The 15,939-nt window shown below is 60.0% G+C and carries 16 protein-coding genes and 1 tRNA gene; 8 read left to right on the top strand and 9 right to left on the bottom strand.

The features are described from left to right. Window positions 1-17 precede the first annotated feature (17 nt). Window positions 18-821 carry a hypothetical protein gene (locus QMB98_RS01490; protein WP_371683861.1) on the bottom strand — a complete coding sequence of 268 codons (804 nt, stop codon included), beginning with the start codon at window positions 819-821 and terminating at the stop codon, window positions 18-20. 88 nt (window positions 822-909) lie between these two features. On the opposite strand from QMB98_RS01490, the gene QMB98_RS01485 reads away from it, so the two are divergent. Both QMB98_RS01485 and QMB98_RS01480 read left to right on the top strand, forming a co-directional pair. Then, on the top strand, window positions 910-2,214 hold the full coding sequence (locus QMB98_RS01485; protein ID WP_371683859.1) for a hypothetical protein: 1,305 nt from the start codon (window positions 910-912) through the stop codon (window positions 2,212-2,214). Between the two features lie 123 nt (window positions 2,215-2,337). Beyond that, window positions 2,338-3,189: an alpha/beta fold hydrolase gene (locus QMB98_RS01480; RefSeq protein ID WP_371683858.1), complete on the top strand. Its 852-nt coding sequence runs from the start codon at window positions 2,338-2,340 to the stop codon at window positions 3,187-3,189. 64 nt (window positions 3,190-3,253) lie between these two features. Here the strand turns inward: QMB98_RS01480 and nth are convergent, their stop codons facing one another. After that, a complete protein-coding gene (nth, locus tag QMB98_RS01475) occupies window positions 3,254-3,931 on the bottom strand; it encodes an endonuclease III (protein WP_371683857.1) in 678 nt (225 codons plus the stop codon). Window positions 3,932-4,037: 106 nt separating this feature from the next. Between nth and QMB98_RS01470 the strand changes: the two genes are divergently transcribed. Then, the gene (locus QMB98_RS01470; protein ID WP_371683856.1) at window positions 4,038-4,715 is read left to right on the top strand and encodes a Crp/Fnr family transcriptional regulator; all 678 of its coding nucleotides are present in this window, start codon (window positions 4,038-4,040) and stop codon (window positions 4,713-4,715) included. A 259-nt stretch (window positions 4,716-4,974) separates the two neighbouring features. On the opposite strand, the gene QMB98_RS01465 is transcribed toward QMB98_RS01470, so the two are convergent. From QMB98_RS01465 to QMB98_RS01455, 3 genes are read right to left on the bottom strand one after another with little or no spacing between them, the layout of a single operon-like run. After that, a complete protein-coding gene (locus QMB98_RS01465; protein WP_371683882.1) occupies window positions 4,975-5,430 on the bottom strand; it encodes a RidA family protein in 456 nt (151 codons plus the stop codon). A gap of 20 nt (window positions 5,431-5,450) precedes the next feature. After that, entirely contained in the window at window positions 5,451-5,612 is a 162-nt protein-coding gene (locus QMB98_RS01460) for a DUF4177 domain-containing protein (RefSeq protein ID WP_371683855.1), read from the bottom strand. Between the two features lie 34 nt (window positions 5,613-5,646). Further along, the gene (locus QMB98_RS01455; protein WP_371683853.1) at window positions 5,647-5,973 is read right to left on the bottom strand and encodes a WhiB family transcriptional regulator; all 327 of its coding nucleotides are present in this window, start codon (window positions 5,971-5,973) and stop codon (window positions 5,647-5,649) included. Between the two features lie 220 nt (window positions 5,974-6,193). Here QMB98_RS01455 and QMB98_RS01450 point away from each other — a divergent pair, with 220 nt between their 5' ends. From QMB98_RS01450 to QMB98_RS01440, 3 genes are all read left to right on the top strand, one after another. Further along, complete coding sequence (locus QMB98_RS01450) at window positions 6,194-8,506, top strand: transglycosylase domain-containing protein (RefSeq protein ID WP_371683852.1); 2,313 nt, start codon at window positions 6,194-6,196, stop codon at window positions 8,504-8,506. Next, window positions 8,503-9,381, top strand: a complete 879-nt coding sequence (locus QMB98_RS01445) for a metallophosphoesterase (RefSeq protein WP_371683851.1) — start codon at window positions 8,503-8,505, stop codon at window positions 9,379-9,381. Before QMB98_RS01450 ends, QMB98_RS01445 begins: the two co-directional genes overlap by 4 nt. Window positions 9,382-9,455: 74 nt before the next feature. Next, window positions 9,456-9,532 (top strand) — tRNA-Pro (locus tag QMB98_RS01440). A gap of 114 nt (window positions 9,533-9,646) precedes the next feature. On the opposite strand, the gene QMB98_RS01435 is transcribed toward QMB98_RS01440, so the two are convergent. Continuing rightward, window positions 9,647-10,042: a hypothetical protein gene (locus QMB98_RS01435; RefSeq protein WP_371683850.1), complete on the bottom strand. Its 396-nt coding sequence runs from the start codon at window positions 10,040-10,042 to the stop codon at window positions 9,647-9,649. A 39-nt stretch (window positions 10,043-10,081) separates the two neighbouring features. Beyond that, a complete protein-coding gene (locus QMB98_RS01430) occupies window positions 10,082-10,798 on the bottom strand; it encodes a class I SAM-dependent methyltransferase (RefSeq protein ID WP_371683849.1) in 717 nt (238 codons plus the stop codon). A 117-nt stretch (window positions 10,799-10,915) separates the two neighbouring features. On the opposite strand from QMB98_RS01430, the gene QMB98_RS01425 reads away from it, so the two are divergent. Then, window positions 10,916-11,566 carry a helix-turn-helix domain-containing protein gene (locus QMB98_RS01425; protein ID WP_371683848.1) on the top strand — a complete coding sequence of 217 codons (651 nt, stop codon included), beginning with the start codon at window positions 10,916-10,918 and terminating at the stop codon, window positions 11,564-11,566. A 523-nt stretch (window positions 11,567-12,089) separates the two neighbouring features. On the opposite strand, the gene QMB98_RS01420 is transcribed toward QMB98_RS01425, so the two are convergent. Both QMB98_RS01420 and QMB98_RS01415 read right to left on the bottom strand, forming a co-directional pair. Then, window positions 12,090-12,428 carry a P-II family nitrogen regulator gene (locus QMB98_RS01420; RefSeq protein WP_371683847.1) on the bottom strand — a complete coding sequence of 113 codons (339 nt, stop codon included), beginning with the start codon at window positions 12,426-12,428 and terminating at the stop codon, window positions 12,090-12,092. Beyond that, complete coding sequence (locus QMB98_RS01415; RefSeq protein WP_371683846.1) at window positions 12,428-13,747, bottom strand: ammonium transporter; 1,320 nt, start codon at window positions 13,745-13,747, stop codon at window positions 12,428-12,430. Before QMB98_RS01415 ends, QMB98_RS01420 begins: the two co-directional genes overlap by 1 nt. 384 nt (window positions 13,748-14,131) lie before the next feature. Here QMB98_RS01415 and QMB98_RS01410 point away from each other — a divergent pair, with 384 nt between their 5' ends. Further along, a complete protein-coding gene (locus QMB98_RS01410) occupies window positions 14,132-15,619 on the top strand; it encodes a DUF1846 domain-containing protein (RefSeq protein WP_371683880.1) in 1,488 nt (495 codons plus the stop codon). The last annotated feature ends 320 nt before the right edge of the window (window positions 15,620-15,939 follow it).

Raw genomic sequence — 15,939 nt, 5'->3', positions numbered from 1 at the left:
ACCGCTTGTGGATTTCTCTAGGTGAGCCCCGGGTCAGTACGGCCCGCCAACACCGACTGCGAGATTCTCAATGCTTCGCTCATGGCATCGACGTAGGCGTCGGCCACGATCGAGAACCACTGCGACATGCCTTCAGCATCCCCCTGTTCGTAGTGGGAGAGCCCATCGCGTAGCGACTGAACGTGAAGAACGGCGGTACCCGTCGGTTCCAGGCCGCGGCTGGTGCTGAGCCAGCGCACAAAGGAATCGCGGATAAGGGAGTCCCCCGGGACCGTCAGGGGTTCCGTCAACCACTGGCCGAGGAGAACGGACACGACGACCAGGACGGGCGCCTTGGCTTCGGCGATGGCGAGCAGGAGCTCGTGGCGTTGCAGGTCATCGGGAGAAAGAATCCCGGCGCTGTTCCTTGCCTCAGGATCAAGTTGGGTGGATGCAGCGTCCCGGTGGAGGCCGGACAGGAGGGACCGGATCGGGACCTGCTGGGGTGGTGCCATGTCCTTCGTGTTGAGCGGAGGCATCGCGTTCACGACATCGCTGTGGCACCGCCACGCGGCGGACGCAACCGGGTCTACCGGTTCGCCGCTCCAGGCGATCTGCTCACGCAGCTCCTTGGCATGTACTTGCGCACCAAGAGCCCTGCACTCGGCCAGCACCCATCGCACGGACGCCTCCGTGCGTGCCGCCTCCCATCCTCGCCGCAGACCCGTGGAGAACCTGACGGATCGAACGGCACCTGCGACTCGGGCAGCCTGCTCCGGAACGCCTGGTACGGAGGCTAGCGTCGTGAGCGCGCCAGCGATTTGCGAATGTGCCGAGTCCATACCTCTAACGTAGATTGGCGGGCGCGTGATCCACAAAATGAGTGCTGATTCGGTATAGCGTCAGAACATACCGATGAGGAGGACACCCATGTCGACCCCAACCGATCCGTACTCGCGCCATGATCACGAGGACGGGCACGACGATATTCTTGACCCGCTTCCCGAGGAGCAAGCCGACGAGTTGAACGCTCAGGAGGCCGAAAACCTCGGTGACCAGCGTCCCTCAGACGAGCCCCACGTCGAGCCAACTGGGGACGCCGACCAATCATCCGAATCCTTCGATCAGGCACCCGCTTCCTTCGACCAGCCGACACAGTCGCATCCCGTTGCTTTCGATCGCGAGGACCGTCCCGACTCGACCGCGGTTCCCGAGCGGGATCACCGCGGGGACGCTCAGCTGTCTGACGAGCCCGAGTTTGCCGATTCGGAGACCGAGTCGACTAGGTCCTGGACCCCGAACTTCTCCGACGATGACGACTCGACCCCCGCACGTGCGGAGCGGGAATCCAAGGCCCAGAATTCCGACTCTGAATCGGCACCGGCCGAGACCGAGCGCGAGCGCTGGGAGCGCGAGTTCGGCAACACCGGCGCGAGCACTGGCGCTTCCTCAACTCGTTCGGATGACACGGTCGTTCGGAGCCCCGGCGAATCCGTCGATGCAACGGTCGCGACTCCCGTGGTTCCCGCACCCGCTTCCGACCGTACCGGCAACTACCCGACCCGGACCTCCGTGTTCAACAGGGTGTCGTCGGAGTCCGCGGGGTCCTCACCGACGTCCGCTTCGTCGCCAACGACGGTGTCGACTCCCGCAAGCGCACCCTACGCACGTCCCGCCGGCACTGACTTCCAATACGAGGAACCCATTCCGGAGGAACCCAAGGGCCGCGGATGGTCGCACGTGGGTGTGTTCTTCGGAACCCTTCTTCTCGCGCCGCTTGCCTGGTACCTCGTTGCCGACGCCGGCGTGCGTTTCACCGAGATCGATGGCGCATCCTGGACCACGGGCAGTACCGACTGGCTCGTAGTTCTTGAGCTTCTTGGCGCTCTCCTCTGCTTCGGTGTCCTCTGGTTCCTTGCCAGCTACTCCTCGGTCGGTCCGATCGTCTTCGGTGTCATTTTGCTTGCTGCGGGAGCGTTCGCTGTCTTCGCTCCGGCCTTCACGCAGGACCTGCTTGCCTCCAACGCCATGCAGTCCTTCGCAGGCTTCAATGACTTCACGGGCAACGTTGGCTACCACCTGACCAACTCGCTCGCGACCGGCAGACTTGCCGTCTACGGATTCCTGTTGCTCATGACTGGTGTGGTGTCCCACCAGGCACGTCGTCACGGCGCCGAACGTGGCGAGGTCCTCGGACGCCGCGGCGTCCTCCTGTCGAGGAAGTCTGACTCCTAGGATATTCTCGGTCATATCGGTGCGGGTGCGGGCCTATGCCAGCACCCGCCCATTTATCTGAGGAGGATCGTGCCAGCTGACAATTCTTGTGTGACCTTGCCGGGCCCGTGGAAGCACCGCTTGGTGCGAGCAAGTGGAGCACAGTTCCACGTTGCGATGGCCGGCACCCTCACCGAAGGCCAGCCCCTCGTTGTGCTGATTCACGGTTTCCCCGAGTACTGGTACGCGTGGCGGAACCAGATTCCCGCCCTCGCGGAGGCCGGCTACGCCGTCGCGGCAGTCGATGTTCGCGGCGCGGGAGGTAGCGACCGCACCCGCCACACGTTCGACACCCCAACCCTTGCGAGCGACATCATTGGCGTTGTCCGCAGCCTCGGAGCGTCGAAAGCAATTCTCGTCGGAACCGGTTCCGGTGGCGCACTCGCCTGGGTCGCGGCCAGCCTCGCACCCAACCTCATTTCGGGCGTTGTCACGATCTCTTCACCCCACCCGACCGACACGTTTAAGCTGGGGCTCCACATCACGTTCCGCACGTGGCGCCACTACCTGTCGGCCTTCCGCCCCCAGCTCGCCGAACGCGCCCTCACCAATCCGAGCAAGCTGAAGAAGCTCTTGAGCGAGGTGTCCGCGCCCGGAAACACGGGTGCCACTGAGGCCGTCGAGTACTACAGTCAGGCCCTCCAGCTTCCCAACGCCGCGAAAACCCAGATCCAGCAACTTCGGTGGACGTGGGGAATGAACAGGAAGCGGTCGGGACGGAAGCTTCTCGACCAGATCTCACGCCCCCTCAACATCCCGGTCATGACGATCCGGGGAGACCTTGATCCCCTGCTGCCGACTCGAGCGTGGGCAACCACCTCACGGCACGTGGCCGGGGACTACCGGCACGAGGTCATCCCGGACGCCGGTTACCTCGCACACGAGGAAGCCCCCGATGAAGTCCTCCGGCTCCTCCTGGAGTACCTCGAGCGGTAAACCAGCGGGCGCTCACAACGACCCATTACAAAGAATTCCCACAACCAAGCAGTGGGAATATCGCTTATGTGATGGGGAACGAGGGGCACAGGTCCGCGATCGGGCACCTGTCGCACGCAGGTTTGCGTGCCGTGCAGAGCCGTCTGCCGTGGAAGATGAGGCGATGGCACGCCATCGTCCACTCCTCCTCGGGAAGGAGACCGGCGATGTCCTTCTCGACCTTGAACGGGTCCTCTTCTCTCGACCAGCCAAGCCTTCGGGAGAGCCTGCCCACGTGAGTATCGACAGTGATCCCGGGGATTCCGAAGGCGTTACCGAGAACGACGTTGGCGGTTTTGCGACCCACTCCAGGAAGCTTGACCAGCTCGTTGAGACTCCCCGGCACTACTCCGTCGTAATCCTCCACGAGGGCGCCCCCGAGCCCGATGAGTGACTTGGCTTTTGCTCGGAAGAACCCTAGAGGACGCAGGATAGATTCGAGTTCTTCTCGATCAGCATCTCGGTAGTCTGCGGCGCTTGGATAGCGCGCGAACAACTCGGGCGTTACTGAGTTCACCCGAACGTCAGTGGTCTGCGCTGACAACACGGTCGCGACAAGCAATTCCAAGGGATTCGTGTAGTCCAGTTCGCATCGAGCATCCGGGTAATACCTGGTCAGAGCCTCGTTTACGGCGACTGCCTGCTCGATTCGAGCGGCTTTCGAGCGCGGCCTGGGAGGAAAAATTTGCTTATTGACCGTCATATATCCATATTATGCCCCTTGTCACATAGGATAGTCTTATCTGTGAATTGCCGGCGCCGAGTCGATTGGCTTGGCAGATAACGGCACCCAGGAAAGGTAGAAAGCATTGGAGACCAGCATCATCGCTTCGGTACCGCTGTTTGCGGGCCTGTCAGAGGAGGATCAGGCAAAGCTCGCGGAGCTGATGTCTGAAGAAACCCTTCGTCGTGGAGAGGCACTCTTCCACGAAGGTGACTCCGGAGATAACCTCTTCATCATCGTGGACGGCAAGATCAAGCTTGGCCACGCATCGGATGATGGCAGGGAGAACCTCATCGCCATCCTCGGTCCCCGCGAAATCATTGGTGAACTTTCGCTCTTCGACCTTGGCAAGCGCTCCACCTCCGCAACCGCTGTCGCTCCCACCACGCTCCTCTCCCTTTCGCACGAGGACCTCATGGGATTCATCGACACGAACCCGGACATGGCAAAGCACATGCTCCGTCAGCTCGCACAGCGCCTGCGCCGCACCAACGAGCTCATGGCCGACCTGGTTTTCGCTGACGTTCCCGGCCGTGTCGCCAAGGCACTCCTCGACCTGGCTGCCCGCTTCGGCGAGCGCACCCAGGAAGGCGTCTACGTTGCTCACGACCTCACCCAGGAGGAGATCGCTCACCTCGTTGGTGCTTCCCGTGAGACCGTCAACAAGTCCCTCGCCGACTTCGTGTCCCGCGGCTGGATCCGTCTCGAGGGTCGCGCAGTGACCCTCATCGAGATCGGCCGACTCGAAAAGCGCGCCTCCTAAGTACCACTACCTCAAGAATGCGACGGATGATTCCGTCGCATTCTTGCGTTCACGACACGATCCGCCACATCCCACGCAAGCCTCGCTTCAGGCAAGAGTCTGAGTAGTAGCCGATGGATTCCCACACAGTTCGGGTAACAACAGGTCTCAGAGAGCCTACGGAACAAGCAGATCAAACAGAACCTGAGGATGAGAATAGAGAAGTGCCTCCGGGGTGGCCGGAGGCACTCGAATACTATCGATGAGCTGATAGAGCTGATCAGTCGTTCCTGATCTTGACGATCTGGCAGACGATCTCGACCTCGACGGGAACGTTGAGGGGGAGCACGGCAACACCGACCGCGGAGCGGGTGTGCTTGCCACCGGTTCCGAAGATCTCACCGAGGACCTCGGAGGCTCCGTTGATGACCTTGGCCTGGTCGTAGAAGTCGGGCGCGGAGGCCACGTAGCCGGTGACGTGGATGATCGAAGCAATCGAATCAATCCCACCGGTTGTTTGCGCGACGGCTGCAAGAGCGTTGAGCGCGCAGATGCGGGCGGCTTCGTAGGCCTCTTCGAGGGAAACCTCGGCGCCGACCTTGCCGAGAACACCCAGCTCACCGTTCACGAACGGAAGCTGGCCGGAGCTACGGGCAATGTTCCCAACGATCTTTGACGGAACGTACGCGGCGACGGGAGTTGCGACCGGGGGTAGTTCCAGTCCCAGCTCACGCATGCGGGTGCTTGGGATAGCCACTAGCTCTCCTTTGGGCGCTTAAAGTAGGCGACAACGTTCTCGGTACCGGCAGGTCCCGGGGTGATCGCAACAAGCTCCCAACCCTGGCTACCAAAGTTGTCCAGGATGGTCTTGGTGTTATGGATGAGAAGCGGCGCGGTCAAGTACTCCCATGTAGTCATACGTGAATCCTACCCAAGAATCGAGAAAGTCACCCTACCTGTTCGAGATTCTGGGAATCCTTCCGGCGCGAAGCTCCACCGAGATGGGATCTTGCGACGTGTGAAGGCGCCGATACCAGTTCTGTTCGTTCGGGAATCGCCGCTGTAGTGCCCGTCTCTCCCGCTCTGTTAAGCCACCCCACACACCGTAGGAAGTATTTGAATCCAGGGCATCCGACAAGCATTCAAGACGGACTGGGCAGTTGAAGCACACTTGGCGCACTTGACGTTGCGCCGCTCCTCTTACAAAAAGACTGTCCGGATCAACGCTTGAGCACGCTGCCTGCGCCGCCCATGTTTGGCCTTCTAACAACAGGGACATGTCAGCTCCTTCACCTGAGGCTTCATCGACTCTGGCGATATGTCGTGTTTACGTGACTGTCGTCACCTACATAAATCAATATATCGGTTCACCTGGGAAAATGCGAAATACGGGATCTATTCAATTGTGAGGCTTCATCACGATTTGATAACTAAAGAGATTTTGCGCAATGGGTTACTCGAACCAGACATTGGGGTCCCAACCCTCTAAACTCTTAACCATGTCAAGTTCTCACCAGGCCACTCAGGCCCCACCCGGGAAGATTCTTGCGATGTTGCTGGCGTTCTTGCTGGCCTGCACCGCAGGTGGCTTTGCGCTCGCCGGACTCGCCATGCCGTTCGTGGCCGCAGCGGGAACGGCGTCGAATGCGACGACCTCCCTCTTTGACGATCTTCCTACCGAACTGACATTCACGGAGCCCTCCGAACAGTCGGTCATTCTGGCCGCGGACGGCACCGAACTCGCACGTTTTTATGCAGAGAACCGCGTCGTTATCGGTTCCGATGACATCTCGAAGTACCTCAAGGACGCTGTCGTCTCCATTGAGGATGAACGCTTCTACGAGCACAACGGCATCGACCCCCAGGGTCTCATCGGCGCCGCATTCAACAACTTCACTGGCGGCCGACTGGCCGGTGGCTCCACCATCACCCAGCAGTACGTCAAGAACCTCCTCATCGAGGAGGGTCGCAACTCGAACGATCCGGATCTGATCGCGGAGGCAACGGAGCGCACGATCGCACGTAAGCTGTCAGAGGCTCGCACCGCCATGGCGATCGAGAAGCAGATGACCAAGGATGAGATCCTCACCGGCTACATCAACATCGTCATGTTCGGCCCCTCCCAGTACGGTGCAGAGGCCGCCTCGCAGTACTTCTTCTCCGTGTCCGCGAAGGATCTGACGATCCCGCAGGCCGCCATGCTCGCCGGCATCACCCAGTCCCCCGCACGCTGGAACCCGGTCACCAACCCGGAGGAAGCAAAGTCCCGCCGCGACACGGTACTGGCGAAGATGTACGAGCTCGGCTACATCAGCGAGCAGGAGTTCCGCGATGGTGTGAATCAGTCGATTGAGGAGATGCTCAACGTTTCTCGTCCCGTTAATGGCTGTGAGTCCGCGGGAATCTCCGTGTACTTCTGCGACTACGTCGTCAAGGACCTGCTGGCTTCCGACTCGTGGGGCGAATCCCACGAGGATCGACTCAACCAGCTGTACCGCGGTGGTCTCGTCATTCACACCACTCTCGATCCCGCCAAGCAGCAGGCCGCCTACGATGCTGTGACCACGCAGGTTCCCGTCAACGACCCCTCGGGCATCGAGATGGCAATGTCGTCCGTGACCCCCGGCACGGGTGAGATCACGTCGATGGTTCAGAACACGAACTACGGCACGGCAACCGCGGAGGATCCCAACGCCACGACCGTGAACCTCAACGTCGGTACCGATCGCGGTGGCGGTTACGGCTTCCAGTCCGGTTCGACCTTCAAGGTGTACACACTGATCGAATGGATCCGCTCCGGCCGCTCCGTCCAGGAGCAGGTCAACGCCTCGCGTGACGAGTACACGCGTGACGACTGGACGATCTCCTGTGCACCCGAGCTGGCCGACGCCTACAACCCCTCAAACATTGAGGGCATCGGCTCGGGCATGATGACCGTGCTGGAATCCACCACGAAGTCCGTCAACCTGTCGTTCATTGACATGGCGACACAGCTCGACCTGTGCAACATCACGGGCGTCGCGGAGCAGATGGGTGTGCGCACCGGCAACGGCGAGCCCCTTATGCCGCGTCCGTCCGCTGTCCTCGGCTCGAACAACGTGACCCCGCTGTCGACGGCGAACTCGATGGCAACCCTCGCCTCCGGCGGCATCATGTGCGAACCCATGTCGTTCACGAAGATCGAGAACCAGGAGGGCGACACCATTGCCGACATCAGCCCCACCTGTAGCCGCGTTCTCGACGAAGAGGTAGCCGACACCACCACGAAAGCGCTACAAACCGTTGTCGCAGATGGCGGTACGGGCTTCCGAGCGCAGGTGGCTGGCCACGATGTGGCCGGCAAGACCGGTACCGCGAACATGGACTACCACGCCTGGTTCATGGGCTACACGAGCCACGAGGCGACCGCGATCTGGCTGGGTCACATGGAGGGCAACGTCTCCATGTTCTACACAACCATTAACGGGCAGTACAACGTCGAGGTCTACGGCGGCCTCTATCCGGCCCTCGCGTTCTCCAGCTATCAGACAAGAATTCTCGAGGGCGTAGAGCCGGAACCGTTCAATCTGCAAACCACCGATGGTGACACCGGTGGGGCAACGATCCTGCCTCAGGGCCGGGACAACCCGTCGATCCGACAGGCCACGCCCACGCCGGTGAGGCCAGCTCCGCAGCCCTCACCGGAACCAGAACCATCAGAGGAGGCCTCCGAAGAGCCACCCGCTGAGGACCCACCGGCCGAGGAGGCACCCGAGCCGCCTGCCGAGGAACAACCATCCCCGCCGGCTGAGGACACGGAGGGCGACGGATGATGAGAGCAGTGGCGGGTCTTGCCGCCGCCGGTCTTGGACTCGCCGGATGGTCCCTCTGGGAGGCACGGAACTATCAGCGTTCCTTCCACCACCTCAACATCCTGCCGAAGGGCATGGAACCCATGAGGGTTCTCAACATCTCCGACATTCACCTGATGCCGGACGATGACAAGAAGGTGGAGTTCATTCGCGACCTCGTGGACCTGAAGCCTGACGCCGTGTTCCTCACGGGTGACCAGCTGTCGTCCACGAAATCCCTCCCATCCCTTCTGCGCGCCCTCAAGCCGCTTTCAGGCCTGCCCGGAGCTTTCGTGTACGGCTCGCACGACTATCACGCACCGATCTGGAAGAACCCACTCGGTTACGTCATTCCCCCGCTGCGGACCGAGGAACGTGAACCTGACGCGCTCCCTCACGAAGCCATGGCGACGGCGTTCGACGAGTACGGCTGGGTCGACCTGCGCAATGCTCGTTCAAGCATCACGATCGCAGGTTCCGAGATTGGTCTCGTCGGTGTTGACGATCCGCACATCGACTTCGACCAGTACCCAGAGTCGGACGGTCGCGACCACGAGTTCACGATCGGACTGACGCACGCACCCTACACCCGCATCCTGAACCAGATGAATGCCGAAGGTGTGGGTCTGGCTCTCGCGGGGCACACGCATGGCGGGCAGGTCTGCGTACCCGGTTACGGCGCTCTCATCACCAACTGCGATCTCGACACGGACCACGTGGCGGGCGTGTTTGGATGGCCCGCTATTGGGCACGAGAAGACCATGACAGTCGCCATTTCTCGCGGCCTTGGTACCTCTCCGTACGCTCCGTTCCGGCTCGCGTGCCGCCCGGAAGTGCAAGTGATCGACCTAGCGTGACCAATTAGTCACTTCACAATGGCGGTCTCTGTTTTCAGTTAGCCACGTTCATTGGCTATCATGAATGAGTTGTACGGGGTGTGGCGCAGCTTGGTAGCGCGCTTCGTTCGGGACGAAGAGGCCGTGGGTTCAAATCCCGCCACCCCGACCAAAGAGGATGTCGGTATCTCAGTAGAGGTACCGACATCTTTCATTTTCACTCCCCCAAGCTCTTGACGGCCAACGGGCCGAAATTGCCGGCCTTCGATCCACATCGACTCGCGCATCATCTGCGCTTCAGCAGGCGGGTGATGCCGATCCGGTACCCCACCTCCATCACGACCCCCAAGACCGGGGTCAGGGCACGAATGGGCAGGTGAAGGTCGTGTTCCCATCCCACAATCGTTCCCGACTCTCCCTCAATCGCGACGGCGTTGATCCTGCCGTAAAGAACTGGACCGTCCTTCATGATTGAGACGCGTAGGTTCGGTCCGCTTCTTTCCACTGAGACAATTCGCATCCGGTCCTCAAAGCGGAGCGGTCCGAGCCGCGTTGTTGCGACCGCGATCGTGCCTGTTTGCTGAACTGAGGTGAAGGGGACCCGATGCTCACTCATCGTCAGCACCCTACGAGTTGCCTCGGCAACGGTCAGGCTCGTCCTGTACCTGCTCCTGAGCTTCATTTCCCCTCCTTCATTTTCCAACCATCTCGTGTCGCTCTGTCACGCTTCGCTGTTTGACTTCGACCACGTGTGGAGGAGGTAGCCGTAGCTCAAGTGGGTGCGGTCGGGATGGTCTGCGAGCCAACTATCCGCGAGCTCGTCCGGGAACTCGAGGTGGAGGACTCGGTCAAGGTCGCCGCGGTTCTTGAACCGCCAGCTACTCATGACCTCGGTTGTCTCGGCTCCTCTGTCCTTCCACCACTGCCGCGCATAGGTCGTGTTCCCCTGGGCGTCCCCACATGCGGACCTGCCGAGTAACTCCGCGAACTCCCCGCGTTCCGTGTCGTTGTCAATGACCACGAGGCTGCCACCCGGCCGCACCACTCTGCGAACCTCCTCCAAGCCGGCGGTAACGTCGTAATTTGGGTGGGGAAAGAAGTACGCGAATCGAGCATGCACAACGTCAACGGACTCATTGGGCAGTGGGATGTTCTCGGCCGCTCCGTGGAGGATGGTCGCATGGTCGGTTCGAGCCCGTGCCGCATCCAGCAGGGAGGGATCGGGTTCTATTCCATAGAGGTTCGAAGCACCTGCGTACTTCTCCAGCCACCACCCAGAGCCACACCCCAGGTCAACGAGGTCCTTGCCCTGCCATGGCGCCAGGCGAACAAGCTCTCGCCACATGATCCCATCGGGGTCGATGGCGGCGTTCTCGATGTCGTAGAGAGCGGGATCAACGGCCTGGTTGCCCGAAGGAATGAAGTCAGCAAAACCCATAATTGTGACCCTTCACACGTCGTTAAAATTCAATATTGCGCTCAAACAACAATAGTGGACAACATTTAACAAGTTTCTCACCATGAAGAAAGTTTCATGATGGGATACAATTGGTGGATGGCGAAGCATCCAGTTGTTCCAGGCGAAGAGACGAGCCCTCCGGTTGAAGGAGGCCGCCCACTGATCCCTGAGCGCACCCTCGAAAGGTCAATTGGCGAGCGCACTCGCGAGCTCCGGCTCGAGCGTGGACTCACACTTGCGGAACTTGCCGAACGCGTCGGCATTGGCAAGGCCATGCTCTCCAAGATCGAGAACGCACAAACCTCCTGCAGCCTCTCGACCCTGTCGGCACTGGCCGAGGGTCTGGACGCCCCCGTGTCGGCTCTTGTGCGCGAGGCAGACATCGAGTCACAGGCCATCCACGTGATGGCGGGAGAGGCTCCCACGATCGTTCGACGCGGCTCCAACCTGGGCCACCAGTACCAGCTTCTCGGAGCCCTCACGGGGCGTCAGAACATTCTCGAACCGCTTCTCGTTACCCTGACCGACGAGACCGAGCCCTTCCCAATGTTCCAGCACACGGGCACGGAGTTCATCTACGTGCTCGAGGGCTCCATGGGCTACAAGCACGGCGAGGAAACGCACGTTCTCAACCCTGGCGACAGCCTCCTGTTCGACGCAGAGGGCGTGCACGGCCCGTCAGAGCTCTACGAGACCCCGATCCGGTTCCTCTCGGTCTTCACGTTCAACCCGGGCTCACGCCCCTAAGAACGCCCCTCACAACCCCCACCTACGACATCACCCTCGCAAATGCGAGGGCGAACCCATGTCGAGCGCAGTGCTGAGCATCCCGACCGCAATATCATCCCTGATAAGGAATACAGACCTTCCCGCGCGCTTTCAACGAAAAATCTTATCCGCGGACACATTTCCCTTCCTTTAAAGTCGCTTTCATTGCCGGCTCGACAGCTCTCGGGCAGATTCTTTCGGCAGCCATCAGATGGAATCTTGGGATCCTTGACTCTTGCGGGAGGAACCACTCGCGGGAGGAGCCTCTTGTGGCGCATGTGCGCGGGCAGCCCAGCACGACCCTGCGAACAGTGACTACTAGAGGCAAAAATGACTGCTGGAGACAAAGCAGAGGGCGGGAGCCTCAGGAATGTTTCCTGGAACTCCCGCCCTCACCGATCAGCCCCCTGATCGAGTCTTTACGTGGATTTAGTTTTTTACTTCTGGTTCGCGGGCCTGTCTACATCCCCGTGAACCGTGTTCGGGTGTTTGGGATCTGCTCCTAGAGAGCGTCCCGACCGCTTTCGCTAGTGCGAATACGGATCGCTTCGGTGATGTCGGTGACCCAGACCTTACCGTCGCCCACTTCGCCGGTGGATGCTGCCTGCACGAGGACATCGAGCGTGCCCTGCAGTGCCTCATCGCGAACCGCGATCTCGACGCGAGCCTTGGCGAGGAAGTCGACTCGTACTTCCGTGCCGCGGTAGACCTCGCGGTGGCCCTGCTGGCGACCGTAGCCGGAACATTCACTGACTGTCATGCCCGAGACTCCGTGACGAACAAGTGCAACCTGAACATCCTGAAGGGAGGTGGGGCGAATGATTGCTGTTATGAGTTTCATTAGTTTTCAACCTTTTCGGGAGCCTCGATCACGATCGAGTGGCGGACGCTGCGGGAGGAGTAACCAACCTGGCTGAGGTCGTATGCGGATTCTGCATGTTCGACAACATCGATGCCGAACTGTTCGACCTCGGGAGCAACGCGGAGACCCATGATCATGTCGAGGACCTTGGCGAGGATGTAGGTAACAACGAAGCTGTATACCAGGACAACCAGTGCGCCGAGCGCCTGAGCCCCGAGGACTCCGAGGCCGCCACCGTAGAAGAGGCCAGCCGAACCGTCCGGGGTGTTGGGGCTTGCAAGGAAGCCGATGGCGAGGGTACCGACGAGGCCACCAACGAGGTGCACACCGACGACGTCGAGGGAGTCATCAATGTTGAAGCGGTACTTGAGACCAACTGCGAGAGCACAGCACACGCCGGCGAGGAGGCCGATAATGACGGCGCCGAGGGGTTCCACAGCGGCCGCTGCGGGGGTGATGCCAACGAGGCCGGCAACGATACCCGATGCTGCACCGAGCGAGGTTGCGTGACCGTCGCGAACCCGCTCAATAAGGAGCCAGGCGAGCATAGCGGCGGCGGGAGCAAGGAGGGTGTTGACCCAGGCAAGAGCTGCCGTGTCGTTTGCACCAAGTGCAGAACCTGCGTTGAAGCCGAACCAGCCGAACCAGAGGATTGCGGCACCGGTCATGACCATCGTGAGGTTGTGAGGACGCATCGGGACGCGACCGAAGCCCATACGGGGACCAACGACGAGGGCAAGAGCAAGGGCTGCTGCACCTGCGTTGATGTGGATTGCGGTACCACCTGCGAAGTCGATAGCTCCGATGGTGTTGGCGATGAAGCCGCCGGACTCAGAGACGCTGTCATCGAACGAGAAGACCCAGTGGGCTGCCGGGAAGTAGACGATGACTGCCCAGATTGCTGCGAAAACCACCCAGGCGGAGAACTTCATGCGGTCTGCGACTGCACCGGATACGAGTGCGGTTGCGATGATCGCAAATGCTGCCTGGAATCCGACGAATGCGAGGGTGGGGACGCCATCAAGGGTGGCTCCGGAGCTGAGAAGCTGGCCAAGTCCAGCGAAGTCAGTCGGGTCGCCGATTACTCCACCGAAAGAGTTACCGAAAACGAGCGAGAATCCGAAGAGGACCCACAGCACGCCGACAACTCCCATGGAGATGATGGACATCATGATCATGTTGAGCACGCTCTTGGCACGGACCATGCCGCCATAGAACAGTGCGAGGCCAGGCGTCATGAGCAGCACGAGAGCCGCGCTAATCATCACCCAGGCGGTATCCCCTGTTGAGATTTCCATTTCTATTCCTTCATTCACCCATTATTGGTTTCCTGTTAAGCAACACTGTTGCCCAACACGAGAATAAACGTAGAGGGAATTCCCAGCTAAAGTCAACTAAGGCGAAACAAAGTTTCCTGTATCTCACAATTTGGGTACTTGACGGTTCTGGACCATTCGGACATCAAACACTTGGCCAGTGGTTGAAAATGGCGGTACACCAACGTTTTCTCGACGCTCATCTAGTGTCTCGAGGACACTTTGTGGCACTGGACACGTGCGCCTAAAACGCCAGTATGTGGACTCGCGGGTGTTTCTCGACTTTTCTTTCTGGGATTCTTGCCCTTAAGCTTTCAAAGGGCTCCCCCGGATAGAACATCGCGGAATTGAGCATGAATGACGAATATGGCTATTGGCTTTGATAGTGCCAAGTACATCGAACTCCAGTCCCGGCACATTGCCGAACGACAGGAAGAAATAGGTGGCAAGCTCTACCTGGAAATGGGCGGCAAACTCTTCGACGACAATCACGCGTCGCGAGTGCTTCCCGGATTCACTCCAGACAACAAGATTTCGATGTTGGAGCGGATCAAAGATGAAGTTGAGATCATCATCGTCCTGAACTCGAAGGATATTCAGCGCCAGAAGATGCGCGAAGATCTCGGTATCACCTATGAAGAGGACGTGCTCCGTCTTGTTGAGGTGTTCCGCGATCGCGGCTTCCTGGTCGAGAACATCGTGTTGACCCAGCTCTCGGATGACAACACGCAGGCCAAGGCCTTCCGCAGCAGACTCCTTCGCCTCGGCTTCAAGGTTTCACGCCACCGCACCATCAAGGGCTACCCCACCAACCCGGACGTGGTGGTCTCGAAGGACGGATTCGGTAAGAACGAATACATTGAGACGACTCGCGACCTCGTCGTTGTCACGGCCCCTGGCCCAGGCTCAGGCAAGCTCGCCACCTGCCTCTCCCAGCTCTACCACGATCACCAGCGCGGACTGCAGTCGGGTTACGCAAAGTTCGAGACCTTCCCGGTCTGGAATCTTCCGCTCGATCACCCCGTGAACCTTGCTTACGAGTCAGCGACCGCCGACCTCGATGACGTCAACATGATAGACCCTTACCACCTGTCGGCGTACGGAAAGCAGACGATCAACTACAACCGTGACGTCGAGGTGTTCCCGCTCCTGTCCCGCCTACTCGAAGAGATCCTGGGTGAATCTCCCTACAAGTCCCCAACGGACATGGGAGTGAACATGGTGGGCTTCTGCATCAGCGATGATGAGGTCTGCCGCGAGGCATCCAAGCAGGAGACCATTCGCCGCTACTACAAGGCACTGGTGAACGAGACCCGCAACGACCTCGAACCCATCGAGTCTGATCGCATTGCGATCGTCATGGGCAAGGTTGGGGTGTCCCGCACCGACCGCCCTGTTGTGGAACCCGCCCTCAAGGTCGAGAAAAAGACGAAGAACCCGGCTGCCGCCATCGAGCTTGCTGACGGCACGATCGTGACTGGCAAGACGTCCGAGCTTCTCGGAGCCTGCTCCGCCATGCTCCTCAACGCACTCAAGGTGCTTGCTGGCATCGACGATTCGGTTACGCTCCTTGCGCCTTCTTCGATCAAGCCGATCCAGGACCTCAAGACGAAGCACCTGGGTAGCGAGAATCCCCGCCTCCACACGGACGAAGTGCTCATCGCACTGTCTGTTTCAGCAGCAACGAACGATGACGCAAGGCGAGCCCTTGCGGAACTGAAGAACCTCCGCGAGTGCGAAGTCCACACCACGACGATCCTCGGATCGGTGGATGAGGGAATCTTCCGCAACCTTGGTGTTCGAGTTACCTCAGAGCCCGTCTACCAGATCAAGAGACTCTACCGAAAGAAGTAGGAAATAGCTTCACTGGCCCCCACGATCGCACAAGCGGTTGCGGGGGCCAGTCTTCATTTAGGCATCGAGTCTCAAACCTGAGCGATCACTGTTGGCAAGGGGCTGCTGCACGTTTAGGTGACATTCGACATGGCTAGCTTTTGGCTGGCCTGGAAGGATGATCATCATGCCCGCAAAATATCCTGAGGAGTTCGGCGACGACGTCGTACGTGTCGCGTTGAACCGTGATCCAGAAGTCACGCTCGCGCAAATCGCGAAGGACTTTGGCATCCATGTCGGCACCCTGGATAAATGGTTACGGCAAGCCCGCATCGAAGACG

Origin of the sequence: Flaviflexus sp. (assembly GCF_041440645.1) — a bacterium.
Taxonomy (GTDB): Bacteria; Actinomycetota; Actinomycetes; order Actinomycetales; family Actinomycetaceae; genus Flaviflexus.
This window is presented reverse-complemented; position numbering and strand designations above follow the sequence as displayed.

Bases quoted from the DNA above. Each gene is read 5' to 3' on its own strand.
- QMB98_RS01445 (WP_371683851.1), top strand. From the start codon at position 8,503: ATGATGAGAGCAGTGGCGGGTCTTGCCGCCGCCGGTCTTGGACTCGCC.
- QMB98_RS01465 (WP_371683882.1), bottom strand. From the start codon at position 5,430: ATGCGTGAGCTGGGACTGGAACTACCCCCGGTCGCAACTCCCGTCGCC.
- QMB98_RS01420 (WP_371683847.1), bottom strand. From the start codon at position 12,428: ATGAAACTCATAACAGCAATCATTCGCCCCACCTCCCTTCAGGATGTT.
- nth (WP_371683857.1), bottom strand. From the start codon at position 3,931: ATGACGGTCAATAAGCAAATTTTTCCTCCCAGGCCGCGCTCGAAAGCC.
- QMB98_RS01430 (WP_371683849.1), bottom strand. From the start codon at position 10,798: ATGGGTTTTGCTGACTTCATTCCTTCGGGCAACCAGGCCGTTGATCCC.
- QMB98_RS01485 (WP_371683859.1), top strand. From the start codon at position 910: ATGTCGACCCCAACCGATCCGTACTCGCGCCATGATCACGAGGACGGG.
- QMB98_RS01460 (WP_371683855.1), bottom strand. From the start codon at position 5,612: ATGACTACATGGGAGTACTTGACCGCGCCGCTTCTCATCCATAACACC.
- QMB98_RS01490 (WP_371683861.1), bottom strand. From the start codon at position 821: ATGGACTCGGCACATTCGCAAATCGCTGGCGCGCTCACGACGCTAGCC.
- QMB98_RS01455 (WP_371683853.1), bottom strand. From the start codon at position 5,973: ATGTCCCTGTTGTTAGAAGGCCAAACATGGGCGGCGCAGGCAGCGTGC.
- QMB98_RS01425 (WP_371683848.1), top strand. From the start codon at position 10,916: ATGGCGAAGCATCCAGTTGTTCCAGGCGAAGAGACGAGCCCTCCGGTT.
- QMB98_RS01450 (WP_371683852.1), top strand. From the start codon at position 6,194: ATGTCAAGTTCTCACCAGGCCACTCAGGCCCCACCCGGGAAGATTCTT.
- QMB98_RS01415 (WP_371683846.1), bottom strand. From the start codon at position 13,747: ATGGAAATCTCAACAGGGGATACCGCCTGGGTGATGATTAGCGCGGCT.
- QMB98_RS01435 (WP_371683850.1), bottom strand. From the start codon at position 10,042: ATGAAGCTCAGGAGCAGGTACAGGACGAGCCTGACCGTTGCCGAGGCA.
- QMB98_RS01410 (WP_371683880.1), top strand. From the start codon at position 14,132: ATGGCTATTGGCTTTGATAGTGCCAAGTACATCGAACTCCAGTCCCGG.